The organism is Mesorhizobium sp. WSM4850 (assembly GCF_055811735.1).
In genome coordinates this window covers 1-22,164 of record NZ_JBVVPV010000016.1, presented here as the reverse complement: position 1 = coordinate 22,164, position 22,164 = coordinate 1, and the positions used below count along the sequence as shown (strand labels likewise).

Below are 22,164 nucleotides of genomic sequence, written 5' to 3'. Positions count from 1 at the left end.
GGTTTCTGACGCTTATCGTCAGCGTGATCACTTTGGTACCGGCCTGACCACAGTGCTTCAGGGCATAGTACACTTGGTCATCTTCGCAGTGTTCTTGTTTTTCGCTGCCGTGCCGTGAGGCCTCACCGCCTTCAACGCCCGGGATGGTCGTGAACGGCATACGTCCAGGCGCTGGCCTTCGCCAGCCGCGCCCCTTCACCGCCGTCGCAAAAATTCCAGCTTCAGCCGGTTGATCTGCTCCGCGGTCCGTCCCCGAACGTCAGTCACTTCGATCCAGGCATCGATGTAATGCTCCGGCGCAAGACATGCCCGTACCCCATCGGGGCCGTTGTGGCCATCGCCATGTCGACGGTGAGCTGGAGAAGCGTCACGACCGGATACCATTTGAGCTCGGGAGACACGTCGGAACCGCGCGGTCCCGCCAACCATTCCGGCTGTCGGTACAGGGACCGGTAGTCGAAGAACGTCACCGGGTCGCTCGCATATTGAAGATAGACGATCCGCATCGGTCCCCAATGTGCGTCCGGGATCGCCAGGCCGTTCTCCTGGCTCGTGAACCGCACTACGACCCGTCCCTGAAGCGTGGCAGCCAGGCCGGCGATCCTCGCTCGCGGTCGTCGGTGACGGAACGCCAGATCCTGCTCGGAAATGGCGGGCCGCTCCAAAGTGCCCCCTGATACGGGTCGCCGATCACTTCGAACAACTCGGCGGATTGCTCGGAGCACAAGGCGCCAAGGCTCAGCCCATGCAAATAGAGCCTGGGGCGCCTTTCCTTGGGAAGCGTGGTCCAATACGCGTAGACTTCCGCAAACAGGGCGCGAGCTCCCTCGGCGCCATAGCCGGGCTCGACCAGGAGAGACAGCCAGCTTGTGAGATACGAATACTGCATGGCGACGCTCGCGACGTCGCCGCCGTGGAGATATTCGACGGTGTCCATTGCAGCAGGGCCTATCCAACCGGTGCCTGTCGGCATCACCACGATCAGCACCGAGCGATCGAATCCGCCGACGCGCTTGAGCTCCTCGAGGGCAAGCTTTGCGCGCTCCTCGGCTGTCTCCGCAGACCGCAATCCGACATAGACGCGGATCGGCTCACGCGCATCCATCCCCAGGAACGAGCCTAGATCCTTGCTCGTCGGTCCAGTCGCGATGAACTCCCGTCCCGCCCTTCCTAGTTCGTCCCACTCGATCAGCGAGGTATCGCTTCCGGTCTTGCTGGGGTCGGCCGGCTGTTGGGTCTCGGGCTCGATCAGTTCATCGAATGCCTGGAACGACGAATCCGCGGCATGGAGCGCAAACCTGAAGAAAACGCCGTTGGCCACCGTCCAGAATAACCCAGCCGCAGCGGCAATGCCGATCACGTATGACACGCGTTTCGGCATGATCCGGCCAAGCATTCGCGAGATGAACAGGAACGTGACCTGAAACAATCGCGCCAAGAGGATCAAGAGCACGAAGGTCAGCAACGCGATCAGACCGACCTTCAGGGGGTGCGCAGTGTCTACCGGCGAGAGCCTCATGAGCTGCCGGATCGAATTTTGCCATTCCGAAGCCTGCCAGAGAAACGCGACGGCGACCAGGATGCACGTGGCCGCAGCGACGAGTTTGATGGCCCGCAAGATGCGGCCCGTGGGCTTGGGCAACTCCAGGTAGTCGGCCAGCCAGCGCCCGAACACGCCAAGCCCATATCCGGCCGCGAAAGAACATCCGGATAGAACGCCTTGCGTCACAAACGTGCGTGGAAGCAGCGTAGGGGTGAGCGAGGCCGCAAAGAACAGTGTTCCGATCAGCAGGCCAGCGGCTGAGAAGGAACGCCAGAACCTGAAGATCCAGAACAGCCTCATTCGAGCGGCCACGTGCGATCGCTGGAGTGCTTCGAAGCAGCTTGCCGTGCAAGATGCGTCGGCGCAACCCGCAACTGCGCGGAACCACGGCGACGCCACGAACTCGATACTAATCTGGAGCAGTCTTTGTTCTGGAGCAGTCTTTCCAAACTTTAGGGGTGCGGTCGCTCGCCGTTCACCGCGCGTGTCAAAGGAGACTGAGCAGCGCGGCACGATGGCCGAGCTTCATCGTTTGTGGAGGTTAGAAACGGAGTTTGGAACAGAAAAGCCACAACTCACAAAGCGCAAGGATAACAAACGATTACTGTATATCTTGCGATTCCGCGATGTGCGATGCTTGCCAGCAATGTGCGCAGAGGTGCGCTTGGATTACGCTACGGCCCCTTCCGGCCATCCTCTGTTAGGAGCGTTGCGTAGAACGACAATTGGATGGAAACAGGTGGACAAACGGCCATGGCGGCATCACCTGACGACGCTGCTGCTGCTGCGCGCGGGCTATGCCTACGTGCCCTACAAGCTCGCTGGAGAGCGTGATCGAGCAGAACAAGAAAGTTATTACCTGTCGCTTCGGCGGACGCAGGGGACGATCCGGATGGATGCGCCGGACTGGAACCCATGGCTGGAGTTCTTCCTGCAGGCCTTGCAGAGCCAAAAACAGCACCTCGAGAAGAAGATGGAGCGCGAGCAGGTCATGCTCGCTGCGCTGCCGGAGTCATCGGTCCCGATCCTCGAACTGGCGAGTGAGCATGGCCGGGCTAGGGTGGCCGAGACCGCGAGGGTCAGCGGCGCGAGCCGCAACACGATCAAGGACCATCTGAAGGCGCTGGTCGAGCAGGGCCATCTGACTAGTCATTGCTCAGGTGCCTGGACACCAGAACGCCAGGCTCGAAGCAGCAAGTATGCAAATTGGTGGAAATTGCCGGAACCGGCTTAGCTTCGAGAATCGCCAACGCCTCATCGGATGTCCGTGCCTGTCGGAGTCGCGCCCGAACCTGAGATGCCCGAAGCAGCCGGCATATTTGGGAAAGGGCAGGGAGGAAGGCGGACGTGGCAGAGGCCGGCCAAAGTATAGTGTAAATGAGGTCGACGGGATCGTCGTCCGGGCCGTCGAAATCGATAGGCTGAGCCAAACGTGTCAAAGACGCGGCAGGCGAAGAGATCATACCGAGCAGAGCGTGGGGGATCGCGGCGCCACGACCGATGCCCGTCGAGCCGAGACACTCACGGTCGAAAAGACCACGGATAACCATCTGCTCGTCAAGCCCATTTCTCCGAGCAATCCTGATCGCAATTCTTGACAAGGCTGATTGCTTTCCCTTCGTCACAAGATCAAGCGAAATGTCTTCTTCTGACAGGATGGGGGAGATCATCAGGGTCAACCTCCGTGTCGATCCAGACGCGATCGCAAATGAGCGTTCAGCCGCACTGGTCAAGCAGGACAGAGTTCTCAGTGGACTGAAGGAGTGGAGATGAGGCTGGCTGTCCCGGACGCGAACTCTCTCGCGTCCGGGCTAATGGCCCGTTTTGAGGCGTTTAGGCTCCCGCCGGAAATTGAGGCTGAAAATATTCATAGCAATTCAGAGGTAGTGGAAGATATTTGAAAATCAAGCAAAACAGGTACGGGCCTGACTAACAGAAATAATGCTTTTAAATGCCAGTTATTTTCGTTTGACGAACAGAACAGTCTCCTGCTTGCTAGCTGGGCGCGAACATGCCGTGTCAGAAAGTGAAAATCGAATTTTTAGACGGACTTCCAGATCTTCAACCGTCGCAATTTTTATTTCAACCAGGAGGTGCCGTGATGAAAAGACTCGTCCTCGCAGTTGCCTTGACAGTGGGCAGTTCGCTTTGCGCCATGGCGGCGAATGAGGTCACCAAAGCTCCGCCAGCCGCTCCTTACGAACAGGTCAGCAAGCTTGTGAAACTGCCCGACTTCCTGCCGGGCATGGGCCAACTTTTCGTCGATCCGACGACATTGCCTGCCGGACCATTCCTTGCCTATGACCACGATGGCGAGCTTGTCAGCACGATTTACATGCTGCCGATCAAAGACCTCAATCCGGACAAGCGTTTTGACGACCTCGCTTCACCCGGCGGCAATGTCGACCATGTGGACGTCTACTACAATGCCGGCCATCCGGGGGTAGAAGAGCCGCATGTCCATGTCGTGCTGTGGCATGCTTCGGCGGCTGACGAGGCACAGGTCGCCAAATGACACTGACGCGTCGTGAGATACTGGGGGCTGGCGGCGGGCTCGCCGCCGCCCTTTCCCTCTCTTCTCTGGCCGTGTTGGGTGGCGAGATGATCGAAGTCAAGATGCAAGGGCGCGACGACGGTTCACACGTCTGGTTCGACCCGATAGGCATTCTGATCAAACCAGGACAGACGATCCGCTGGACCAATCTCAATCCCGGCAATTCGCACACGACGACGGCATACAATCCCACAAACTTCGAGCGGCCGCTCCGCATGCCCAAAGCGGCAAAATCTTGGGATTCTGACTATCTACTGCCCGACGAAAGCTTTTCGGTTACTTTCACCGAGCAGGGGGTCTATGATTATTACTGCATTCCGCATGAGCATGCTGGAATGGTCGGTCGTATCGTCGTCGGCGAGCCCGAGGCGCATGACTGGACGAAGCTAACCGGAGCGAAGGGAGACCTACCGGAAGAGGCCGTCAAGGCCTTTCCGATGGTCGAAGACATCATGACCAAAGGGATCGTGCGGCGCGCCTAGGCATGCGTGCAGGATGCGTGACACCAGCAACAGGAGAACCCAAACGACGATGCGAATGGGAGCCCGAGTTTCCTGTTTGTCGTCAATGATCGATAGGGGCGACCATCATGACCGAAACACGAGCGAAGCGCGACGAGCGTCAGGTAGATATGCCTCTCGGTGCTCGGGCCGCAGCCCAACAACGTGAGCGTGCCACACATCGGCTTGCCGCCTTAGGCGAGATGACTGGCGGTATTGCCCATGATTTCAGAAACCTCCTGGCAGTCATCGGATCCGGCCTGAGGCTTGCCGAAATAAGAGCCGAGGAGCCCGAAAGCGTGAGGACCTACATTGCTGCAGCGCGGCAGGGAATCGATCGAGGTATCGAACTGACGTCACTGGTACTGGCCTTCGCAAAACATCAGGAACTCGAAATCCACGCTGGCAATTTGAATGAATTCCTCAGGTCTTTTGAGCCTTTCCTGAGATATGGCGCAGGCCCCGATGTCCGCGTCAAGCTGGAGCTTGGTTCCGATATCCCGAACTGCTTGATCGACCCGGCGCTGTTCGACTCTGCAGTGCTTAATCTCGTAATGAACGCACGAGATGCGATGCCAACTGGCGGGGAGATCCGCGTCACCACAGAGCGATCGGTGCAGACGGCCCCGACGCCTGACCTGCCCGGGCCCGAAACCTACGCATGCGTTCGCGTCAAGGACGATGGTTGCGGCATGGCTCCGGAAGTCTTGCGAAACGTGTTTGATCCTTTCTTCACGACGAAGGGTGAGAAGGGCACCGGGATAGGGATGTTGCAAGTGCAGGCATTGGCGCAAATGGTTGGTGGTCGCATCCGGATAAAGAGTGAGCGAGGGATTGGAACAACGGTCGACCTTCTGTTCCCGTCAATCCAAGCGGACCTTTAGACGCGATGCGCAAACAAGAAGTTACAGCGGTGCTTGATCTCTTTTTCACGCGCACCGCTGTAGGTGTCGGATCAGATCACGAAAAAATCGTCGGCCAGCAGCGTCGGCCTGTTCGTCAGCGTCGCGAGCTGTGTCACGCCGCCTGCGACGTTTCCGTTGGAATCGTAAAACAACGCACCCGTAACCTTGTCATAGACGATGTGGTCGTCGGCGTCGTGCGCGCTAGTCCCAGCGAAGAAGTACCCTGGCTCGAGGGCTCCGGTGGCTCCAAGCCCCTGCATTATCGAATTCTGGAGCCTGAATGTATCGGCCGTATGGTTGAAATCCGTGATGATGTCGCGGTTGGCCACTGAGAGCGGCGCGCTGAAAACGAAGAAATCGTTGCCGGCGCCACCAGTAAGCCGGTCAATGCCCAGGCCGCCCGTTAGTGCATCGTTGCCACCCCGCCCAAGCACGGTATCATTGCCTCGGCCGCCGTCCAGTTTGTTGTCGCTGTCGTTGCCGTCGAGCACATTGTCGAGGGAATTTCCCGTGGCTCCGACGTTGGCGTTTCCGGTCAGACGCAGATTTTCTACCAGCCGGCGATCGACCGCCAGTGAGTACGTGACCAAGCTGAAAATCTGGTCGAGGCCCGCTTCGTCGATGACGTTGTCCAGCACATTGTCCACATAATAGGTATCGTTGCCGGCTCCGCCATTCATCTGGTCGGCCCCGGTCCCGCCATCGAGAAGGTCGGCGCCATCATAGCCCGCTAACCGGTCGCTACCCGCCCCGCCCCTTATGGTGTCGTTGCCGGCAAGTCCGACAAGCGTGTTGTTCCCATTGTTCCCGGTCAGCTCATTGTCGGAAGAATTGCCGCGACCATCGATAGCGGCAAGGCCGATGAGAGTCAGATTTTCGACATAGGATGGCAGTGAATAGGTGCTCGAGCTGAACACCCAATCTTTGCCCGCCGCATCGCCCTCGACCACGCGGTCGAGCGCATTGTCGACATAGTAGGTATCGTTGCCTGCGCCGCCCTCCATCTTGTCGATTCCGACTCCGCCGTCGAGCAGGTTGCTGCCAGCGTTGCCGACCAGCGTGTTGTCGAGTTCGTTACCCATCGCGTCGATGTCGGCAACGCCGGTGAGTGTGAGCTGCTCTATTTGCTGGCCGGACAGCGAATACGTCATCGACGTGATGACCACATCGATGCCGGCGCCGTCAGCCTCGATGACTACGTCGAATGCGTTGTCGACGCGGTAGGTATCGTTGCCGAAACCGCCGGACATTTTGTCAGCACCAGCTCCGCCGTCCAGAACGTCATCAAAATTGCCGCCGTTCAGGATATCCGCCGCATCCGTCCCGGTCGGGTGCTGCTCCATCACGTCCGGCGCAGCATAGGCTCGCACGTAGTCGACGACCATGTCGTACGTGCCGGAAGCCTGCTCGGAGGAATACATGCTTAGCGTGACCAGCATATAGAGCGGCGTGCGGAAAAAGTCGCTCATTGGAAAGCGGCTCAGCTCTTTGCCGTCATAATATGTGGTGATCCAGTCAGTCGTTATCCTCGCGCCGTACGTGTGAAACGCTCCGTCGAACAGCGAACCGTCGAGGCCCGTATAGTTGCTTTCCCAAGCGTGGCTTTCCTTATTGCTCAAGTGCACCGCCTGGTGATGAGCATCGGGATCGCCGCCATACGCTTCAACGATGTCGACCTCGACGCGTGGCACAGTCTGATCGGGCGACAGCATCCAGAAGGCCGGCCACGCTCCCGCTCCGCCGTGAAAGGCGGCGCGCATCTCGAAATACCCGTACTCTTGCGCGAAACCCTCGCCGGCGCTGTTAACCGTTTGCATCGTTCCCGACTGCCAGGCGCCGTCCACCTGCTTCATGGTTATCGTCAGAAGCCCGTCAGAGACGGAGAACGGGTTGGTTTCTCCGACCGGCGGCATGTACTTTGCGGCCCCCGCGGGGGCGTGAACAGGCGCGAACCACTTACCGGTGCCGTTGTTCGGCACGACATCAAGCGTATTGAACTCGTCGGAAAAGGAGAGGTTGAACCCGGAGAGGTTCAGCTCCGATCCTTTGTACTGTTCGGTCCAATCGCCAGGAAGGGCAATCGCAGCCATTGATGGGCTCCTCGTTCTCGCAACATTTTCGCGGTTGACCCCACCAATATTTAATCGTTCATTTGTTAACGGAACGGTAATGGACACCGATTCCGCCGCAAATGGGTCAGTGCGCTTATCCCCCAGCGCTTCACGAGAAATTTGGGAGAAGTCGCAAATCGGTTGACGTAGCCGGGACTCGAAACTGCGAATCCTCCATGGCGCATGATCCGATCGATACGCTCGGCAAGGCGACCCGGCACAACATGCTCGTCAAAGCCGAGTGCAGCTGCGGGAACGTGCGCTACTGCCGTTATTTCTTTAGCGGGGACCCACCAGGGCATCGACCTCTTGCATCTGGTCCACGTGACCGCCATTGGCGACGCGTTTCCGGATCGTCTTATCGCAATGCCCCTTGGGCGGCTAATAGCCTGTACTTTTCGAAGATCGCTAGCTTCTGCGGATAGGTGATCCGTACCTTGGCGTTGCACCCGTCGCATCTGAAGTGCGCGATCGTTCTTAGCGCAGAGCCCTTCCTTACCGCCGGATGCGAGCAATCCGGACAATCGAATGTGAGCGCAACATCAGACAAGTCTTGGGCTAAACCCATTTCCATCTCCTTCGCAAGCGCTGTGGCTACACTCTGGCGGGACTCAATGGGGCAATGCAGATGCGATCGCCAACGCGGGACTAGAACAATTCGTCAGGGAAAGCCGCCCAGCTAGTGCGCCTTCTCTGCGCCCTTTGAGAGACGAAGAGACCTCAATTCATCCAGCAGTTCGCGCTCCTTGGTAGTAATGTTTCGGAAGATTGCGACAATCGCCACCGCTAAGGCCTCGGCATCCCGGCTTGAAGAGTCCATGTGTTCATCTGCGCAAACCTGATCGAACACGCGTTCGCAAATAGCCAGATCATGAGGGCTGAGGCAGGTGCGATTGAAACGCCGACGCAGCATCTGTGCGAACCTTTCAGGGCCTGTTGCCAGTGTTTGCGGCGGACTTTTTTTGTCGATGAACCGCTGAGGCGTGATTGGAATAAGTTTACTCGCTGACCGATAATTGGTCTTTCAATAGTCCCAAAATCAGGGCGCACTCGCGAGCTCTATACTGTCCAGCAATCATAAGTTGGCGGTAATCCCGCAATTTTTGCTCTGGGACATGAAATCCTCGCCGAAATTCCGCCGCCTCTTTCGGAGTTCGTGTGCAACCGAGTCTACTGGCGGTGACTTTCAAACTCGCCAGTGAGCATCCGACCTTGGCTGCAATATCTTTCAAAGCTTCGTTATTAAAATATCCATCAAGAATTATCTTGCGACGAGCTTCTGTTTTGAGGTTTGCGTTCATTTCGTTGCCTCCTCAACTACGCTTTCACCGTGCCAGACTCTATACGCACCACGTTGAAGAGTGTCGTTATCGTCGCATCCAGAAACTTATCTCGGAATGCATTTCTTGCTGTAACCCAGTGTGATAGCCCTCTGTGGACTCGCGTTCAGCTGGTCTTGCCAGATGGCTGTGATACACCACATGATTGCGGTGGCGATGGGCATACCGGAATCGGATACGGCACTACGCGATGGACGCTAAGAGGCAGGACAAGGCGCTTGCGAGGCAGGCGCTTGAGCGCGATCGACGTCGTTGGCCGCGCGAAGCTCAGCCTTACAATGAGGCTGCCCCGTCACTTGCGCCGGCGCTCGAACCTTTGCCCTTTTCGACGCTCGAACTGGCGCCAGAAGATCAATTCGTCGCTTGGCAGGCGCATATGGCTCCGCTTGTCGAGATCAAGTTGCCGGATGACAAATCGCTCGACGATGGCTTTCCCGCCGACCACACGGCTTGGAACCTCGGCGGCATGCTGATCGTTCAACAGCGCGCACCGGCACATAGTTATATGCGTTCTGCTGGGAAGCTTCGGTCCAGCTCGATCGATCACTGGTATATCGCTTTGCCGCATACTGGCCGGTCGTGGACGGAGGTCGATCGCCGCGTAGCGGAAAACCAGAGATTAGATCGCTTGGCTACCCGTTTCGCGGGAGGGCAACGGAATCCCAAAGTCTCTTTCTCTATTTGCCGCGTGATTTGTTCGCCGATGCGGCGGCAACTCTGGACGCAAAGAATAATTCAATTCTGTCCGGCAACTTTGCCGACCTTTTGCTCGACTACCTCAAGAACATCGAAGCAAGATTGCGCAGTCTCACGGCTGACGATCTGCCTCGCATCGTGCACGCAACACGCAGCATGATCATTGCCTGCCTCTCGCCCCCGGCAGAACATGCCGCGGCCACCGAACAATTGGTGAGTGTCGCGCTGATGGAGCGAGCCCGTCGATACGTCCACAACAATCTGGATGCGGCTCATCTGACGCCGGATTCAATGTGCCGGGCGCTCGGCGTCTCGCGCTCTCGTCTTTATCAGTTGTTCGAACCGAGCGGTGGTGTTCTCCACTACATACAAAGTCGCCGACTTCTGGCAGCCCATGTTGCGCTTAGCAATCCGGCGGACAGCCGGCGCATTGTTAATATTGCCGAAGCCGTCGGGTTTAGTTCAGCGGCTAATTTCAGCCGAGCTTTTAGCAAGGAATTCGGCTACAGCCCCCGCGAAGTCCGAAGCTCCGTGGTGTTACCGCGCCCCGCCCACTCTGTTTCGCATGCCGGACACGAGGAGGCCTCTTCCTTTGAACATTGGCTCAAAGCGCTCGGAAGCTGAGTACAAGATCGGGAATGGTTGAAGTGGGGCGGGCTTAAAACAGGGCGGGGAAGATCAGCCGCCTCATGAACCAGAATATTTTCGTGTCGCGTTCACCGCGCCATCAATTATAGCCGATCCCCTTTTATTAACCGACTGTTCAATCGATGTCGCCGCCCATCACAGCGGAGCATACATTGCAACTACGCAGCATAAGACGCTTGTTGAGACCGCGAGTCGTATGTTTGCCAAGTCAAGAAACAAAGAGATAGAGCGGTTCTGCGGTTCCTTGAAATGACGAACCGCTCTAGCCCGGATTATCTCACCAGCAAAGGGCTGCGTAGGCTGGCGGCGATCCCGGACAGCAATTAGCCGGTCGGGAACGGTGCAAGAGCGCCTCGCCGAGCAAGATATGTACGCCGGGATAAGTATTAGGATGCAAAGCTAACGACAGATCGGCTTCGTGCGTAGATGCTTGCAATGCTTGGCGGGGGCTCGGCGGCTTGGCGGGGGCTCGGCACAGGTGGCAGGCATCATGTTGGGGAGATGTCGTGCTGCCTGTGCCGATAGCCGCCGCTGCGCGGTCAAAGGTGGCGTCATTGAGTAAGCGTGCCAAGGTCGTTGGCGGCCGGCTGGAGTTTCTTCCGCCGCAGATCCCGACTCAGGTCGAGCGGCCGCCTGAAGGTGAGGGCTGGGTCCACGAGGCCAATCTCGACGGCTATCGAACCCAGATCATCATCGATAATGGCGGTGTGCGTCTTTACAACAAGAACGGCCGCGACTGGACCACGAAATACTGGCCCATCGCACTAGCCGTCGATCTGCCATGCCGGACTGCCATTCTCGACGGCGAAGTCATTGTTCCCGGCGAGCAGAGCGCTTTCGATTGCCCTGCGCTGGAAGCGGCGATCTGGAACGAGCCGAGCCGGTTGGTGTTCGTCGCGTTCGATATCCTCCATCTCGACGGCCACGATCTAGGCTCCTTGCCGCTGCTGCAGCGCAAGCAGGCGCTGTGGCAACTGATTGAGCCTGGCCTCGGCAAGATCCAATACAGTGAGCATTTCGAGGGCAGCGCGCTGGCGCTCTTCCGCACCGTCGAGAAGATCGGGCTCAATGGAATTATCTCGAAGCGCGCCGACAGCCGCTACAGCAGCGGACTGTCGAGCACGTGGCTGAAGGCCAAAAATTTGAAGAAGCCGACTCCCGAGTTGGGGGTCGTTTATAAGCCAGGCACGGCTCCAATGCCCTGATCGCTGCTCACGGGCGTCCTCACCGATTTGAGGCCTACGCGGGCGGACGCGACGCGCATACCAAATCTGGCGGAACAAATCATGATCATTCTCATTGTGGTGATCATCAAGGGAGATTGATCATGGGTGACCGGCACAACCCAAAAATCGAGGCACCGGCAAATGTCGAAAAGGACCCGGAAGATTGGATCAGCGGAGATGATCCCATGACCCCCGCACAAGCCTCCTATTTGAAAACTTTGGCCGAACAGGCCGACGACCCTGACGCCTATGCTGACTGCCTCAGCAAGGCGGAAGCCTCTAAACGCATCGATGCACTCCGGGAGAAGTTAGGCCTGTAGTGCCCGCTCGTGGCTGTTGGCCTCCGGCGACGGGGCCGTTCCATCGAACCCGACAGCGGCTCTGTCCAGTTTGTTACCGTGGTCTGACCCCGGGGGATGAGTTGCATTGCGTTCTGCAACCGCTCGCTGGATAGTCCTGGCGATGTTGCAGACCTTATTGACTCATTGGCCCCAGGTCCTCGCGATCATTTCGGTGGTGATGGCGGCCATCGGCATCGTCCACGCCATAATGACGAAGGAAGACGTCCGCGCCGCCACGGGTTGGGTCGGCGTGATGTTCCTGTCGCCATTCCTCGGCGCGATCATCTACGCCGTTGCCGGCATAAACCGCATCCGTCGTGCCACGATCAGCGCCATGCGGCCCCTTTCCAGCGAGGCGGCTTCCGCAAAACATGAGCGCAACTTTGCCGCCGAGGAACTGATTGCCGAGCGGTACGGCCAACGCTTCACCGGCCTGAAGACATTGGGCGACAGGGTGGCCCGGCGTGCCCTGACCTCGGGAAACGCGATTGCGATATTGGAGACAGGTGACGAGGCCTATGCCGCAATGTGCCGAGCGATTGACGGCGCTCAACGCACTGTCCTTCTCGAGACCTACATCTTCGACAATGACGATGTCGGGCGGCTTTTCGTGGAATCTCTCGCGCGAGCCGTCCAGCGGGGTGTCAGCGTTCGCGTGCTGATCGATGCCGTCGGGGCGCGTTACTCCGTCCCCAGCATTCTTGGGCGCCTGCGAGAGGCGGGAATCCCGGCAGACCTCTTCAACGGCAACATTGTCATGGGCCTGCGTCTTCCCTACGCCAACCTCAGAACGCACCGGAAGATCCTGGTCGTCGATGGCACGATTGCGTTCACCGGAGGGATGAACATCCGAAAGGGATTCTCAGCCGAGTTCGCCGGCTCCTCCAGCGCGAGGGACACGCATTTTCAGGTCACCGGGCCGGTCGTGGCCGAGCTTTTTTCGGTTGCCGCCGAAGATTGGCGCTTCGTGAGCGGCGAGTTCCTGAAAGGCGACACCTGGCAAGTGGCCACGCTTCCCGGGGCTCCCGGTCAACCGATGCTGGCGCGGGCGGTTGCATCCGGGCCGGATGCCAGCATCGAAACGAACCACAACTTGCTGATCGGGGCATTTTCCGTCGCCCGCAAATCGATCCGCATCATGTCGCCCTATTTCCTGCCGGATCGGGAACTGATCAGCGCGCTGACGACCGCGGCCAGGCGAGGTGTCGAGATCGACATCGTGGTACCGGCGATGAACAATCTTTTCCTTGTAGACCGGGCGATGACGGCGCAATTCGATCAGGTCCTGAAGCACTATTGCCGCGTATGGCGCACGCAGGGCTCGTTCGATCATTCGAAGCTGCTGTCGGTCGATGGAGTTTGGGCTTATATAGGTTCCTCCAATCTTGATGCCCGGTCCCTGCGGCTGAATTTTGAGATTGATGTAGAGGTTCTTGATGCAGGATTTGCCGCGGAGATTGATGCGCGGATCGGATCGGCAATCGCCTCCGCCACGTCTGTAACGATCGAAACCTTGAGAGCCCGGCCATTCATCGTCCGCCTGTTCGACCGAGTGTTGTGGCTGGGATCGCCCTACCTTTAGAGGCTTTCTCGTTCTGCCCGGGGCAATTCGGGCGACGCAGCCATCGCTCCTTTCGAGCGCCGCATCTCGTCAGGGCAGGAAGCAGCGATTGCAGATCCTGTTTGAGTGAGACAAAGCTAAGTCTTGAAGGTAGTGAGGACGAGCAGCAGACTCATGCAAAGAACTGGACAGAGCTTTCCTGCAAGTGTGCTCAAATCCATTCGCGACAGAAAGAAGCAGAAGGCGAAGGCTGCGCCGTCCGAAGGGACACGCCCTGCGGGGACTCTGGTCGCATCTTACAACGTTCACAAATGCGTGGGCGTCGACAGAAAGTTCGATCCCGAACGAATCGCTCGCGTCATCCGGGAAATCGGTCCGGATGTCATTGCGTTGCAGGAAGCGGACAATCGCTTTGGAGATCGTGCCGGCCTTCTGGATCTGCTGCGTCTCGAATTGGAAACAGGCCTGGTGCCGGTGCCGGTGTCCGGAAACGGCAAAGGACACGGCTGGCACGGCAACGTTCTGCTTTTCAAACGGGGCATCGTTCGCAATGTCCATCAGATAAAGCTCCCGGGGCTGGAGCCGCGCGGAGCCCTGGTTGCCGAAATCGATCTGGACGAGAAACGAACTCTGCGCATTATCGCAGCCCATCTCGGCTTGCTGCGCCGATCGCGCTCCGAACAGGCCCGTGTCGTGCTCGAAATCATGAACAGACCGGACGAAAAACCAACACTGCTGCTCGGCGATTTGAACGAATGGCGACTCGGAAACCGTTCCGCGCTGAATACGCTGCACACGACTTTCGGTCCCGCGCCACCGGCGGTCCCCACCTTTCCATCGAGTCTGCCGCTGCTGTCTCTCGACCGGATCATGGCAAATCGACACGGAATGATCTCATCCGTCGAAGCCCATGACACGCCGCTTTCGCGGGTCGCCTCCGATCATCTGCCGCTTATAGGATTCGTTCGCCTGTGATGTAGCTGCCGAGCCCCATGAATGGAGATCGGTTCAAAGGGAAGCTCTAGCCGGACTGACGGAGCGGGGCGGCCCAGCGGCTTTGGTTGCGGAGGAGGTCGCTGGGCCTGGCGAGCCTTCGGGGGCGTGCTCCACTTGGCTGATGAATACGCGACTCTCCCCGATCAGGGAAACGTCCATCCAAGCCTCATGGAAGGCACGAGACTCGACCATGAGTGGGAACGGCTCAGCCCATACCCAGACGCAAGAATTTAGGTTACCTTTCTGGGACTGAGCTGTCGCGACTTATGGTCGGGTCGCATCATGTGGGAGACCTTTCTCCAATCTCAAAGCCGCTTCCATGCGTCGATCGCTATTTCAGAAGTATTTTCTAGTCTTGTTCGCGGCGGCCATTTTTCCGATGGCTGCCGGTGGCATCAGCAACTGGTGGTTCAGCTATGTCGACCAGCGTGCGATCCTCAGTGCCCTGCTGCGGTCCGAGGCAACATCGGCGGCCGACAAAATTGAGAGCTTTCTTGACGGCATCAAGATTCCGCTCGGCTCCACGATCCCCGAGGACGTGTCGGCCAATGCCAGCGTGAAACAGCTTCGGCTTCTTTTCCTGCGTGTGATGCACCAGGTCCCGGGAATTCTCAGCATCAGTTTCGTCGACGGCGACGGCGCAGAACGGCTGCACGTCTCGCGCGTTGGCTCAAACAGGACGGAAGGCGGGGCGGACCGCTCGGGCGATCCCGCTGTCGTGGGCGCCAAGACCGCGAAGGTCTGCTATGGCCCGGTCGCCTACCGCCAGGGTTCCGAACCGTCGGCAACCATGGCGATGGCGAATTACGACGATACAGTCCTAGAAAACACGATCATCGCCGAAATCAGTCTGAAGGCTATCTGGCTCATCGTTTCCGAAGTCCGCGTAGGCCGCAGCGGCCAGGCACTCGTCGTCGACGAGACCGGCCACCTCATCGCTCACCCCGCGATCAGCAAAGTGATGCAAGGCGCCGACGAGAAAGCAGCTTTGGCCCTGCGCGGATTGCGGGATGCGATCGCCGCCGCGGGCGGCACTGCGATTGCAAGCCGCAACGCCGAGAATGAACGCGTTGTGACCGCTGGCGCGCCCGTTGCCGCGGCCGGTTGGATGGTATTTGTCGAGCAGTCGCAGGCAGAGGCTTTTGCACCCCTGTACGCTTCATTGTGGCGAACCGGCGGGTTGTTCCTCGCCGCCACAGTCCTTGCGGCGGTACTCGCCTATTGGCTTGCGAGACGGATGAGCGGGCCTATCCGATTGCTGGAAGAAGGCGCCCTCAAGATCGGTGCCGGACAGTTCGATCACCGGATCGACATTGTCACTGGAGACGAACTTGAGCGGCTGGCTGCGCGGTTCAACCAAATGGCGGAGGAACTCGCCATATCGCGGGACCGCGATGAGCGAATGATGCGTTTGAAGCGCTTCCTGGCACCACAGGTGGCGGAGCTCGTAGAAAAGGCTGGCGACGAGAGAATGCTCGCCGGACAGCGCGCGGAAGTGGTCGCTGTTTTTTGCGATTTGCGTGGCTTCACCGCATTTTCGGCGCACGCTGAGCCTGAGGACATCATGCAGCTCTTGCGTGAGTACTACGAGGCGCTCGGCGCGATCATCGCCCGGTATGAGGTGACGCTGACCAGTTTTTCGGCGGATGGATTGATGATTCTCGTCAACGCCCCGGTTCCATGTGAAGAGCCGGCGCTTCATGCCGTAAACATGGCTGTCGACATGCAGGATTCCACACAAGAGCTCATATCTGGGTGGCGACAGCGTGGTTTTGAGATTGGCTTCGGCATGGGGCTCGCTATGGGGTGGGCAACGGTGGGTCGAATTGGCTATGAGGCCCGCGCTGACTACACCGCAATTGGCAATGTCGTGAACTTGGCATCGAGGCTGTGTTCGTCCGCTGAAGATCGACAAATCCTTATCGATTTTTCCGTGACGCGCCATTTGCCTGGCAACATGCCGATCGTTGACCTCGGTACTCGCCAGTTCAAAGACCTCGAAGGGCACGTTCGCGTCTACAATGTTGAGACGCAAGGGATCGAGCGGCCGAATTTAGATCCTGCTGCGAATGACGCCACGGCAAACGGCTAGGCTCCGCGGTTGCAAGCTTTCCTTTGAAAGCCCGCAGTTCTCAGCTAAGGGATTCGCGGGCCGGTTTAGACCGACCCGGAGAATGTTGGGGCAGGGTGCATTTGGCGGAGGGAGTGGCCGTCTCCGCCTAATCGAAGGAGTTCCGATAACGTAACAGTAGATGCAACCTTTGCTGGTAATGCTAGAGGAGTGTGGAAGCGGCTCCGACAGTGAGGCGGGGGAGCTAGATTGGCGGAGCCGCCTGCGCAATCCCGGGTTGGGGTTTGACCGCGCCGCCTATTCTGGGACAGCGCGGTCCCAACGATTCGTTAAAATTGGAACTAATTAAGCGCATGCTAATTGAAATCGCGGTTTTGCGAGTCAATGCATGCATTTGAAGTTTCTCCCGCCAATGATGCCTACCTTGGTCGCCAAGCCGCCCCAAGGCGATGAGTGGATGCATGAAGCCAAATTCGACGGCTACCGCTCCCAGATCATCATCGATGCCGGCGGTGTGCGGCCGCCCGGCCAATTTTCACTTCAGCCGCGATGGAGTTGAGAGCGTCCTCGGTTGCGGGCTCCAGCGGCACGCCGTCGGTTCGCACGGGGCGGGCGGTTTGCTCCAGTCCGGAAATTCCGATTTGGAGGCCGCCATTGCACAGCTGCCCTGCGACATGCGAGTTTGTCAACCAAATGGCTCATCATGGGAGTCTCGTCATGTCCATTCGCCGGATTGCGTTGACCTCGGCAGCGGTCATGCTTGCCTTCACAACCCTCGCCCAGGCCAGGCCGGACCCCGCGCCATGACCTGCCAACAGACGCAGGCGCTAATCCAGAGCCATGGCTCGGCGGTGCTGACCACCGGCCCGAACACCTATGCCCTCTACGTCCGCCGGTACAGCAATGCGTGCGACTGGTCGGAAATCCCAGCGGTAGGGTTTGTGCCGACGCTCGATGGCCAGTGCCTGGTTCATCGATGCAGAGAGCCGCTCTACACTCCTCCCGGCTGACGGTGACGAGCATAGCTATTCTGCTGCGCCTTTCGGCAGGTAGCCCTTTTCCCGCAGATACGTGGTCAGGATCTTCTCGACCATCGATGACACAGACCGCATGTACTCGTGTCGGCCTCGCCTGGCAAAGCCGATCATCACGAAACCAATGGAGCTCCATCCAGTGCGATCCGCAACGATGGTCATTGCCAATCCCGCAACGACGCAAAGCATCACGGCTACTTGGAGCAGCCAACTCCCAAAGAACTCAGGAGTCATGTTCCCCTCCCACCGCGGGTAAGCAAATGATCCCCCAAGCCGTACTCAGCATCGCGTGGCAGCAGGGCAGAGCGTCAAGCCTGATCGCGTAAGCTACCCCGGCAGCAAGCCGGCCCGCTCAAAGATCAGGGTGGCGCCGTCGGCGGTGATGAACGCCGCGACGGTCGGGCCTTCTTTGCCAGGAAACTCGATTTGAACAAAGCCAGCCTGACCTTCCGTAGTCGAGAGGCCATATTGCGGGTGCCCATGCACGAAAAAATCGCTGGCAGCGAACCGGACATCGAACATCGCCAGTAGCGTGTCTGCTTCAGGAACGTCCACGAGTTCGACGGCAACGTCGATATCAGCGGGCTTAACGACATCCTTTGACCGGCGCCGACCAGACCGCCGGGAGCCGAAAATCCAGGCTCGGCCTATTCTCTGTTGAGATCTAAGGAAAGCCAGTAGTCCTTCGAACTCCAAGTCTGTCAAATGCAGATCGAAGGCTCCCGTGTTCCCGGGCGGTAGGTCGTAGCTCACTTCGCTTCGCCGGCCTCATGTGGCGGGCCCTTCTCTACTGGAAGAAGATGCGCCCAACTCTACTCAGAGCCAGTATTAGCACTTCCACGCTGGGAATTAGGAATATCACTCCGCCCAGCAGTAACAGGGCAAGACAAGACGCTGAAAGGGCGGGGGACCTTCGGTCCAAAAGCTCGAAATACCCGGCGAGCACAGGAGCTCCGGCGTTCCCCCCCAGACGCGCCGAGAAGCCAGTCCCTCTCCAGTACACGCCCAAGCAAGATTACTCTTCCTGGTTGGTCTGTGCCGGGATTGAAGCCTCTGTCACCATAGCGCGTGCCCGCTTCATTTCGTCGTGATCCCAGTCACCTTGAACAGCGACAATATAGCTTCGTCGTGTGGGATTTGCTTTGATTGGAAAGGACAAAGACCCAAAAAATAAGCAAACCAGTGAGGATAATCACGCTGCCCATATGTAGAAAATAGATTCGCTGGAGAGGAAGTAGCCAGAAGTGCTCCCCCAAAGAGTCAAATCTCATAATCCAGTCTTGGAACTGGTTTCGCCAGATTACGGCATAACCTAAGATCGGATCGAGGGTCGCAATTGCGGGAGCCTAGTCCGGGTTAACGAAGCAGCATATGTCCATCTTGGGCTGAATTTCATCGGTGGCCTGCAAATCACTGTCCGTAGCTTTGTGCGTAACTCTGCCAAATCGATGAATTACTTAGATAAATCAACGGCAGATGGCGGAGGGAGAGTACCTGAAATCCAACCTTCTCCACGGATCTGCGATCACCTTCGTAGTTGGGGTGTTCGGCTGATGGTTCAGTCGACCTGTTCAATCTGCGGACCTGGGTCCACCGGCGGAGCCGGCGTGCAATCTTGCCCCTTGCATTCCTCGACAGGGTTATCGGCTGGTGGAAGGCAGTTCTGGCCCTCGCAATGAACTGCCGGCTCTGGCGCTTCTATGTGGTTAGGCGGAACAAGCTGATCCTCAGCGCGAACGGCCGGCATTGCTACGCTGATCATGCCCGTGCACAAGAGCGCAATCCGAAGCAATTTCATTTCCGCCTCCCTTGCTGGCAGCAACCTGTACCGTACACTTTGAAGCTGCGGCCGCATCTTCTTACCCGCGAACGACGTTAACACTGGGTTTCAGTGCTGGCCGTATGGGCGGACCGAACGATCAGCCCTGGACGCAGGCCGGATAGGCGGCTGCGGTCGGTGCGGTGGGGGCGGGCGCCTATGGCAGATCGGCGAAGAGATGGTTGGATTGGCCGGATCGGCGTAACCGGGGTGGTAGATGTGTTGGCGTGATTCCGGTTGGCTTCCGGAAGACCGTGCCTGCCGCATTTTGCGATGCCGAGCGCGAGGTGGCCCGGAGAAAATCCTCGTGCGCTGGTCGGGAGCTAAGTCACAAGGGAACGCGACGAGCTCTCCGATCGTTGAGGTTTTCATCGGGCGGCCATCATGCCATCCACTTCGATACGCAAAACGGAATACGATCCCGACAGCAGAATCCTCTCGGTGTGGTTCGTCGCCAGCGGCAAACGGTACGAGTTTGAGGACGTGCCGCCGGAGACCTTCGCCGAGTTCCGCGCCGCCTTCGCCAAGGGCGGCTTCTTCAACGACCACATCCGCAATCAATTCCGATACCGTCTGGTTTATGCTCAATAACGAGCTTCAATGGCCTGAACCTGTCGAAGTCCTACGGAGAGTTTCTGTCATTTCTCGCACCTGCGATTCTGCAACGGGGTGCGGTTTTTTGGTGTATAATAATGCTGCACGAACAAAATCTCTGGGCAAGGGGGTTTGTCATGCCGCTTCGTGGAAGAGCAGAGGATTCGGGTGTTTTCAATTCGTCCGAGTTGGCCCTATTGGGCCGGGTGTTCGATCGGCTGAAGGTTGGGGCTCAATCTGAAAAGCAACGTGAAACGCTCGCTTCTCGGATTATGGCCAATTACATGGCCGGAGTGGTGGACGAGGAAGAACTTCTGTTGGCCTCGAAACAAGCGCTTGGCCGGTGAGCTAGTGGTGACTGTGAGTCACACGATCAAGGGCGCGACGGGCTTCGGCCAAATTCTCGGCCAGAATGTCTAGCAGCGCTTCGCTTTCCGGGAGGACATGTCCGCACCGGCGCTCATGCTCTACAACTCTGTTTTGAAAGGACACCGCGTTCTCATAATGAGTGACGAGGTTGGAATATAGCTGCTGCATCGTACTTCTCCCTGATTAGGCGAAAGCACGTTGCTCGCTCTCAAGCGCTCAATTGCCGGAAGGTATGGGCGACCGGGAAACCCTACTCTCCTTAGGGGCAAAGCGCCACCATACACTCGCCAACCGAAAGCCAGCCGTGCCTAAAGGTGCCAACCGCCGGTTGGTAGACGCGACGCAGCCGGCGCGCGTAGGATTTCCTCCGATCCGGGCACACCCCGCCCCCCCGCACCCTGTGCCTGGTGACGATCGCCCGCCGTGCCGAAAGGTGCGGCGGGCTTTTTTGACTTTCGTATGGAACACCCAGCTCAGGGAGGGCGTTCGACTCCTGCAGCATCTTCTCCTGTGAACCAATGCTGCGAGATCGGTGTCCCCTCCCGATCAGCCCGCGTCCTTCCCTCCGTAGGGCGCGGGTTTCATCCATTTGGCTGATGCGCTGGTCGTGGAACGTCTCCACATTCGAATAAGTGCGTAAAATTGTAAGTACCGGCGTCCGCCGGCTCGAGTTCATTCCGCCGATGGAGCCCAAGCTGGTAACCAAGCCGCCCGAGGGCGATGACTGGCTTCACCAGATCAAGCTCGACGGCCACCGCTCCCAGATCGTCATCAACAGTCCCGAGGATATCCGCGTCTACACGAAAACCGGTGCGGACTGGACGAGCAAATATGCGGGGATCGTGGAAGCCGCGAGGGAGCTTGAGGTCGAGAACGCGATCATCGATGGCGAGGCGGTCGTCACCAATGAGGCCGGTCTGCCTGACTTCGCTGCGCTTCAGAAAGCCGTCCACAGCGATCCCTATGCCATGTATCTCGGCGCCTTCGACATTCTGCATCTGAATGGCCACGACCTGCGCGACATCGGCTGCAAGGCGCGCCGCGAAATTCTCTACGGCATCATCAAGCCGAACAGCCGGATCCAGTTCAGCGAGGCTATACCCGGCGACCCCAAAGCGATCTTCTACCTGGTCGACCAGGCCGGGATTGAGGGGATCGTCTCTAAGCGGGCCGACAGCAAATATCGCAGCGGCCCGACAACGAACTGGCTGAAGACCAAGAGCTGGACGGTCGACGAGTTCGAACTGCTCGGCGTCGAGCGCGAGCCGGGCAAGGCGGCCTTCGCGCTTTTAGCGGAACCCGGCACAGGAAAGTATGTCGGTTCGGCGTTCATCAGCATTAATCGCGACATGAAGGAACGGCTGTGGAAGCGGGTCCAGGAACACGCTGGGCCGCCGCCCGAGGCCATGAAGAAACGGCCGGCAACGCAATGGGTCGGGCCTGGCGTCAAGCTGCGCATCAAGCATCTTCGCGGTGACCACAGCAAAATACGTCATGCGTCGCTGCTGGGTTTTAGTGACGAGAGCTAAGCCGTGTACTCATAAATCAGCCTAGATCAATTTAACGGGGGCATGTAAGCCCGCTCCACCTCGTCGGCGCGGGCGAGCAGAGTCGGTAATGCGCGGCGTTCCTCAATCACGCGGCAACTTCGTAGCCACAATCCTGACGCCGCCCATTTTGCGCTCTTGAATGAGGTCAACAAATCGGATGTAGGACTCGTGGAATGCATCGTGCCCCATTGGGGTGCCAGCCTGTCGGGCTTCTTCACGCAGCAGCCGATACATGGCCAGTCGTTCCTTCAGAATTGGTCCCCATTCTTCCGTCAAATCTTTTGTCGAAATTACTCTAAAGCCAAC

The 22,164-nt window shown here is 58.4% G+C and carries 21 protein-coding genes and 2 pseudogenes; 14 read left to right on the top strand and 9 right to left on the bottom strand.

What is annotated here, in order from left to right:
- Nucleotides 1–263: 263 nt before the first annotated feature.
- Nucleotides 264–1,843: pseudogene (locus AC0L2Z_RS17080) on the bottom strand (alpha/beta hydrolase).
- A gap of 214 nt (nucleotides 1,844–2,057) precedes the next feature.
- On the opposite strand from AC0L2Z_RS17080, the gene AC0L2Z_RS17075 reads away from it, so the two are divergent.
- Nucleotides 2,058–2,777, top strand: coding sequence for a Fic family protein (locus AC0L2Z_RS17075; RefSeq protein WP_287259999.1), 720 nt, complete (start codon nucleotides 2,058–2,060; stop codon nucleotides 2,775–2,777).
- On the opposite strand, the gene AC0L2Z_RS17070 is transcribed toward AC0L2Z_RS17075, so the two are convergent.
- The gene (locus AC0L2Z_RS17070) at nucleotides 2,689–3,213 is read right to left on the bottom strand and encodes a PTS sugar transporter subunit IIA (protein WP_128170639.1); all 525 of its coding nucleotides are present in this window, start codon (nucleotides 3,211–3,213) and stop codon (nucleotides 2,689–2,691) included. The two genes, AC0L2Z_RS17075 and AC0L2Z_RS17070, sit on opposite strands and share 89 nt — an antisense overlap.
- Nucleotides 3,214–3,644: 431 nt before the next feature.
- On the opposite strand from AC0L2Z_RS17070, the gene AC0L2Z_RS17065 reads away from it, so the two are divergent.
- The 3 genes from AC0L2Z_RS17065 to AC0L2Z_RS17055 all read left to right on the top strand — a co-directional run bounded on the left by AC0L2Z_RS17065 (nucleotide 3,645) and on the right by AC0L2Z_RS17055 (nucleotide 5,481).
- Nucleotides 3,645–4,058: a DUF5602 domain-containing protein gene (locus AC0L2Z_RS17065; RefSeq protein ID WP_473628848.1), complete on the top strand. Its 414-nt coding sequence runs from the start codon at nucleotides 3,645–3,647 to the stop codon at nucleotides 4,056–4,058.
- Nucleotides 4,055–4,579 carry a plastocyanin/azurin family copper-binding protein gene (locus AC0L2Z_RS17060; protein WP_287067154.1) on the top strand — a complete coding sequence of 175 codons (525 nt, stop codon included), beginning with the start codon at nucleotides 4,055–4,057 and terminating at the stop codon, nucleotides 4,577–4,579. Before AC0L2Z_RS17065 ends, AC0L2Z_RS17060 begins: the two co-directional genes overlap by 4 nt.
- Nucleotides 4,580–4,686: 107 nt before the next feature.
- Nucleotides 4,687–5,481, top strand: a complete 795-nt coding sequence (locus AC0L2Z_RS17055) for an ATP-binding protein (RefSeq protein WP_473628847.1) — start codon at nucleotides 4,687–4,689, stop codon at nucleotides 5,479–5,481.
- A gap of 71 nt (nucleotides 5,482–5,552) precedes the next feature.
- On the opposite strand, the gene AC0L2Z_RS17050 is transcribed toward AC0L2Z_RS17055, so the two are convergent.
- The 4 genes from AC0L2Z_RS17050 to AC0L2Z_RS17035 all read right to left on the bottom strand — a co-directional run bounded on the left by AC0L2Z_RS17050 (nucleotide 5,553) and on the right by AC0L2Z_RS17035 (nucleotide 9,434).
- On the bottom strand, nucleotides 5,553–7,592 hold the full coding sequence (locus AC0L2Z_RS17050) for a family 16 glycosylhydrolase (RefSeq protein ID WP_473628846.1): 2,040 nt from the start codon (nucleotides 7,590–7,592) through the stop codon (nucleotides 5,553–5,555).
- Between the two features lie 700 nt (nucleotides 7,593–8,292).
- A complete protein-coding gene (locus AC0L2Z_RS17045; RefSeq protein ID WP_023801795.1) occupies nucleotides 8,293–8,526 on the bottom strand; it encodes a hypothetical protein in 234 nt (77 codons plus the stop codon).
- 85 nt (nucleotides 8,527–8,611) lie between these two features.
- The gene (locus AC0L2Z_RS17040; protein ID WP_473628845.1) at nucleotides 8,612–8,914 is read right to left on the bottom strand and encodes a hypothetical protein; all 303 of its coding nucleotides are present in this window, start codon (nucleotides 8,912–8,914) and stop codon (nucleotides 8,612–8,614) included.
- Nucleotides 8,915–9,245: 331 nt separating this feature from the next.
- Entirely contained in the window at nucleotides 9,246–9,434 is a 189-nt protein-coding gene (locus AC0L2Z_RS17035; RefSeq protein ID WP_473628885.1) for a hypothetical protein, read from the bottom strand.
- On the opposite strand from AC0L2Z_RS17035, the pseudogene AC0L2Z_RS17030 reads away from it, so the two are divergent.
- The 7 genes and pseudogenes from AC0L2Z_RS17030 to AC0L2Z_RS17000 all read left to right on the top strand — a co-directional run bounded on the left by AC0L2Z_RS17030 (nucleotide 9,354) and on the right by AC0L2Z_RS17000 (nucleotide 17,502).
- Nucleotides 9,354–10,273 (top strand): annotated as a pseudogene (locus AC0L2Z_RS17030) (helix-turn-helix domain-containing protein). The gene AC0L2Z_RS17035 and the pseudogene AC0L2Z_RS17030 overlap by 81 nt on opposite strands.
- 578 nt (nucleotides 10,274–10,851) lie before the next feature.
- Nucleotides 10,852–11,502 carry an ATP-dependent DNA ligase gene (locus tag AC0L2Z_RS17025; protein ID WP_473628844.1) on the top strand — a complete coding sequence of 217 codons (651 nt, stop codon included), beginning with the start codon at nucleotides 10,852–10,854 and terminating at the stop codon, nucleotides 11,500–11,502.
- A gap of 122 nt (nucleotides 11,503–11,624) precedes the next feature.
- A complete protein-coding gene (locus AC0L2Z_RS17020; RefSeq protein WP_473628843.1) occupies nucleotides 11,625–11,843 on the top strand; it encodes a DUF3072 domain-containing protein in 219 nt (72 codons plus the stop codon).
- Between the two features lie 142 nt (nucleotides 11,844–11,985).
- Entirely contained in the window at nucleotides 11,986–13,446 is a 1,461-nt protein-coding gene (locus tag AC0L2Z_RS17015; RefSeq protein WP_473628842.1) for a phospholipase D-like domain-containing protein, read from the top strand.
- A gap of 153 nt (nucleotides 13,447–13,599) precedes the next feature.
- Entirely contained in the window at nucleotides 13,600–14,400 is an 801-nt protein-coding gene (locus AC0L2Z_RS17010; protein ID WP_128245071.1) for an endonuclease/exonuclease/phosphatase family protein, read from the top strand.
- Nucleotides 14,401–14,740: 340 nt separating this feature from the next.
- On the top strand, nucleotides 14,741–16,513 hold the full coding sequence (locus AC0L2Z_RS17005; protein ID WP_473628841.1) for an adenylate/guanylate cyclase domain-containing protein: 1,773 nt from the start codon (nucleotides 14,741–14,743) through the stop codon (nucleotides 16,511–16,513).
- Between the two features lie 782 nt (nucleotides 16,514–17,295).
- Nucleotides 17,296–17,502, top strand: a complete 207-nt coding sequence (locus AC0L2Z_RS17000; RefSeq protein ID WP_306454983.1) for a hypothetical protein — start codon at nucleotides 17,296–17,298, stop codon at nucleotides 17,500–17,502.
- A gap of 15 nt (nucleotides 17,503–17,517) precedes the next feature.
- Here AC0L2Z_RS17000 and AC0L2Z_RS16995 read toward each other — a convergent pair whose 3' ends face one another.
- Nucleotides 17,518–17,760, bottom strand: a complete 243-nt coding sequence (locus AC0L2Z_RS16995) for a hypothetical protein (protein ID WP_473628840.1) — start codon at nucleotides 17,758–17,760, stop codon at nucleotides 17,518–17,520.
- A gap of 93 nt (nucleotides 17,761–17,853) precedes the next feature.
- A complete protein-coding gene (locus tag AC0L2Z_RS16990) occupies nucleotides 17,854–18,279 on the bottom strand; it encodes a hypothetical protein (RefSeq protein WP_473628839.1) in 426 nt (141 codons plus the stop codon).
- A gap of 1,450 nt (nucleotides 18,280–19,729) precedes the next feature.
- Here AC0L2Z_RS16990 and AC0L2Z_RS16985 point away from each other — a divergent pair.
- The 3 genes from AC0L2Z_RS16985 (at nucleotide 19,730) to AC0L2Z_RS16975 (ending at nucleotide 21,837) form a co-directional block, all read left to right on the top strand.
- Complete coding sequence (locus AC0L2Z_RS16985) at nucleotides 19,730–19,936, top strand: KTSC domain-containing protein (protein ID WP_473628838.1); 207 nt, start codon at nucleotides 19,730–19,732, stop codon at nucleotides 19,934–19,936.
- Nucleotides 19,937–20,037: 101 nt separating this feature from the next.
- Entirely contained in the window at nucleotides 20,038–20,286 is a 249-nt protein-coding gene (locus tag AC0L2Z_RS16980; protein WP_473628837.1) for a hypothetical protein, read from the top strand.
- Nucleotides 20,287–20,991: 705 nt separating this feature from the next.
- Nucleotides 20,992–21,837: an ATP-dependent DNA ligase gene (locus AC0L2Z_RS16975; protein WP_473628836.1), complete on the top strand. Its 846-nt coding sequence runs from the start codon at nucleotides 20,992–20,994 to the stop codon at nucleotides 21,835–21,837.
- Between the two features lie 102 nt (nucleotides 21,838–21,939).
- Here AC0L2Z_RS16975 and AC0L2Z_RS16970 read toward each other — a convergent pair.
- Nucleotides 21,940–22,164, bottom strand: a 225-nt coding sequence (locus AC0L2Z_RS16970) for a hypothetical protein (protein WP_473628835.1), incomplete at its 5' end; no start/stop codon positions are given.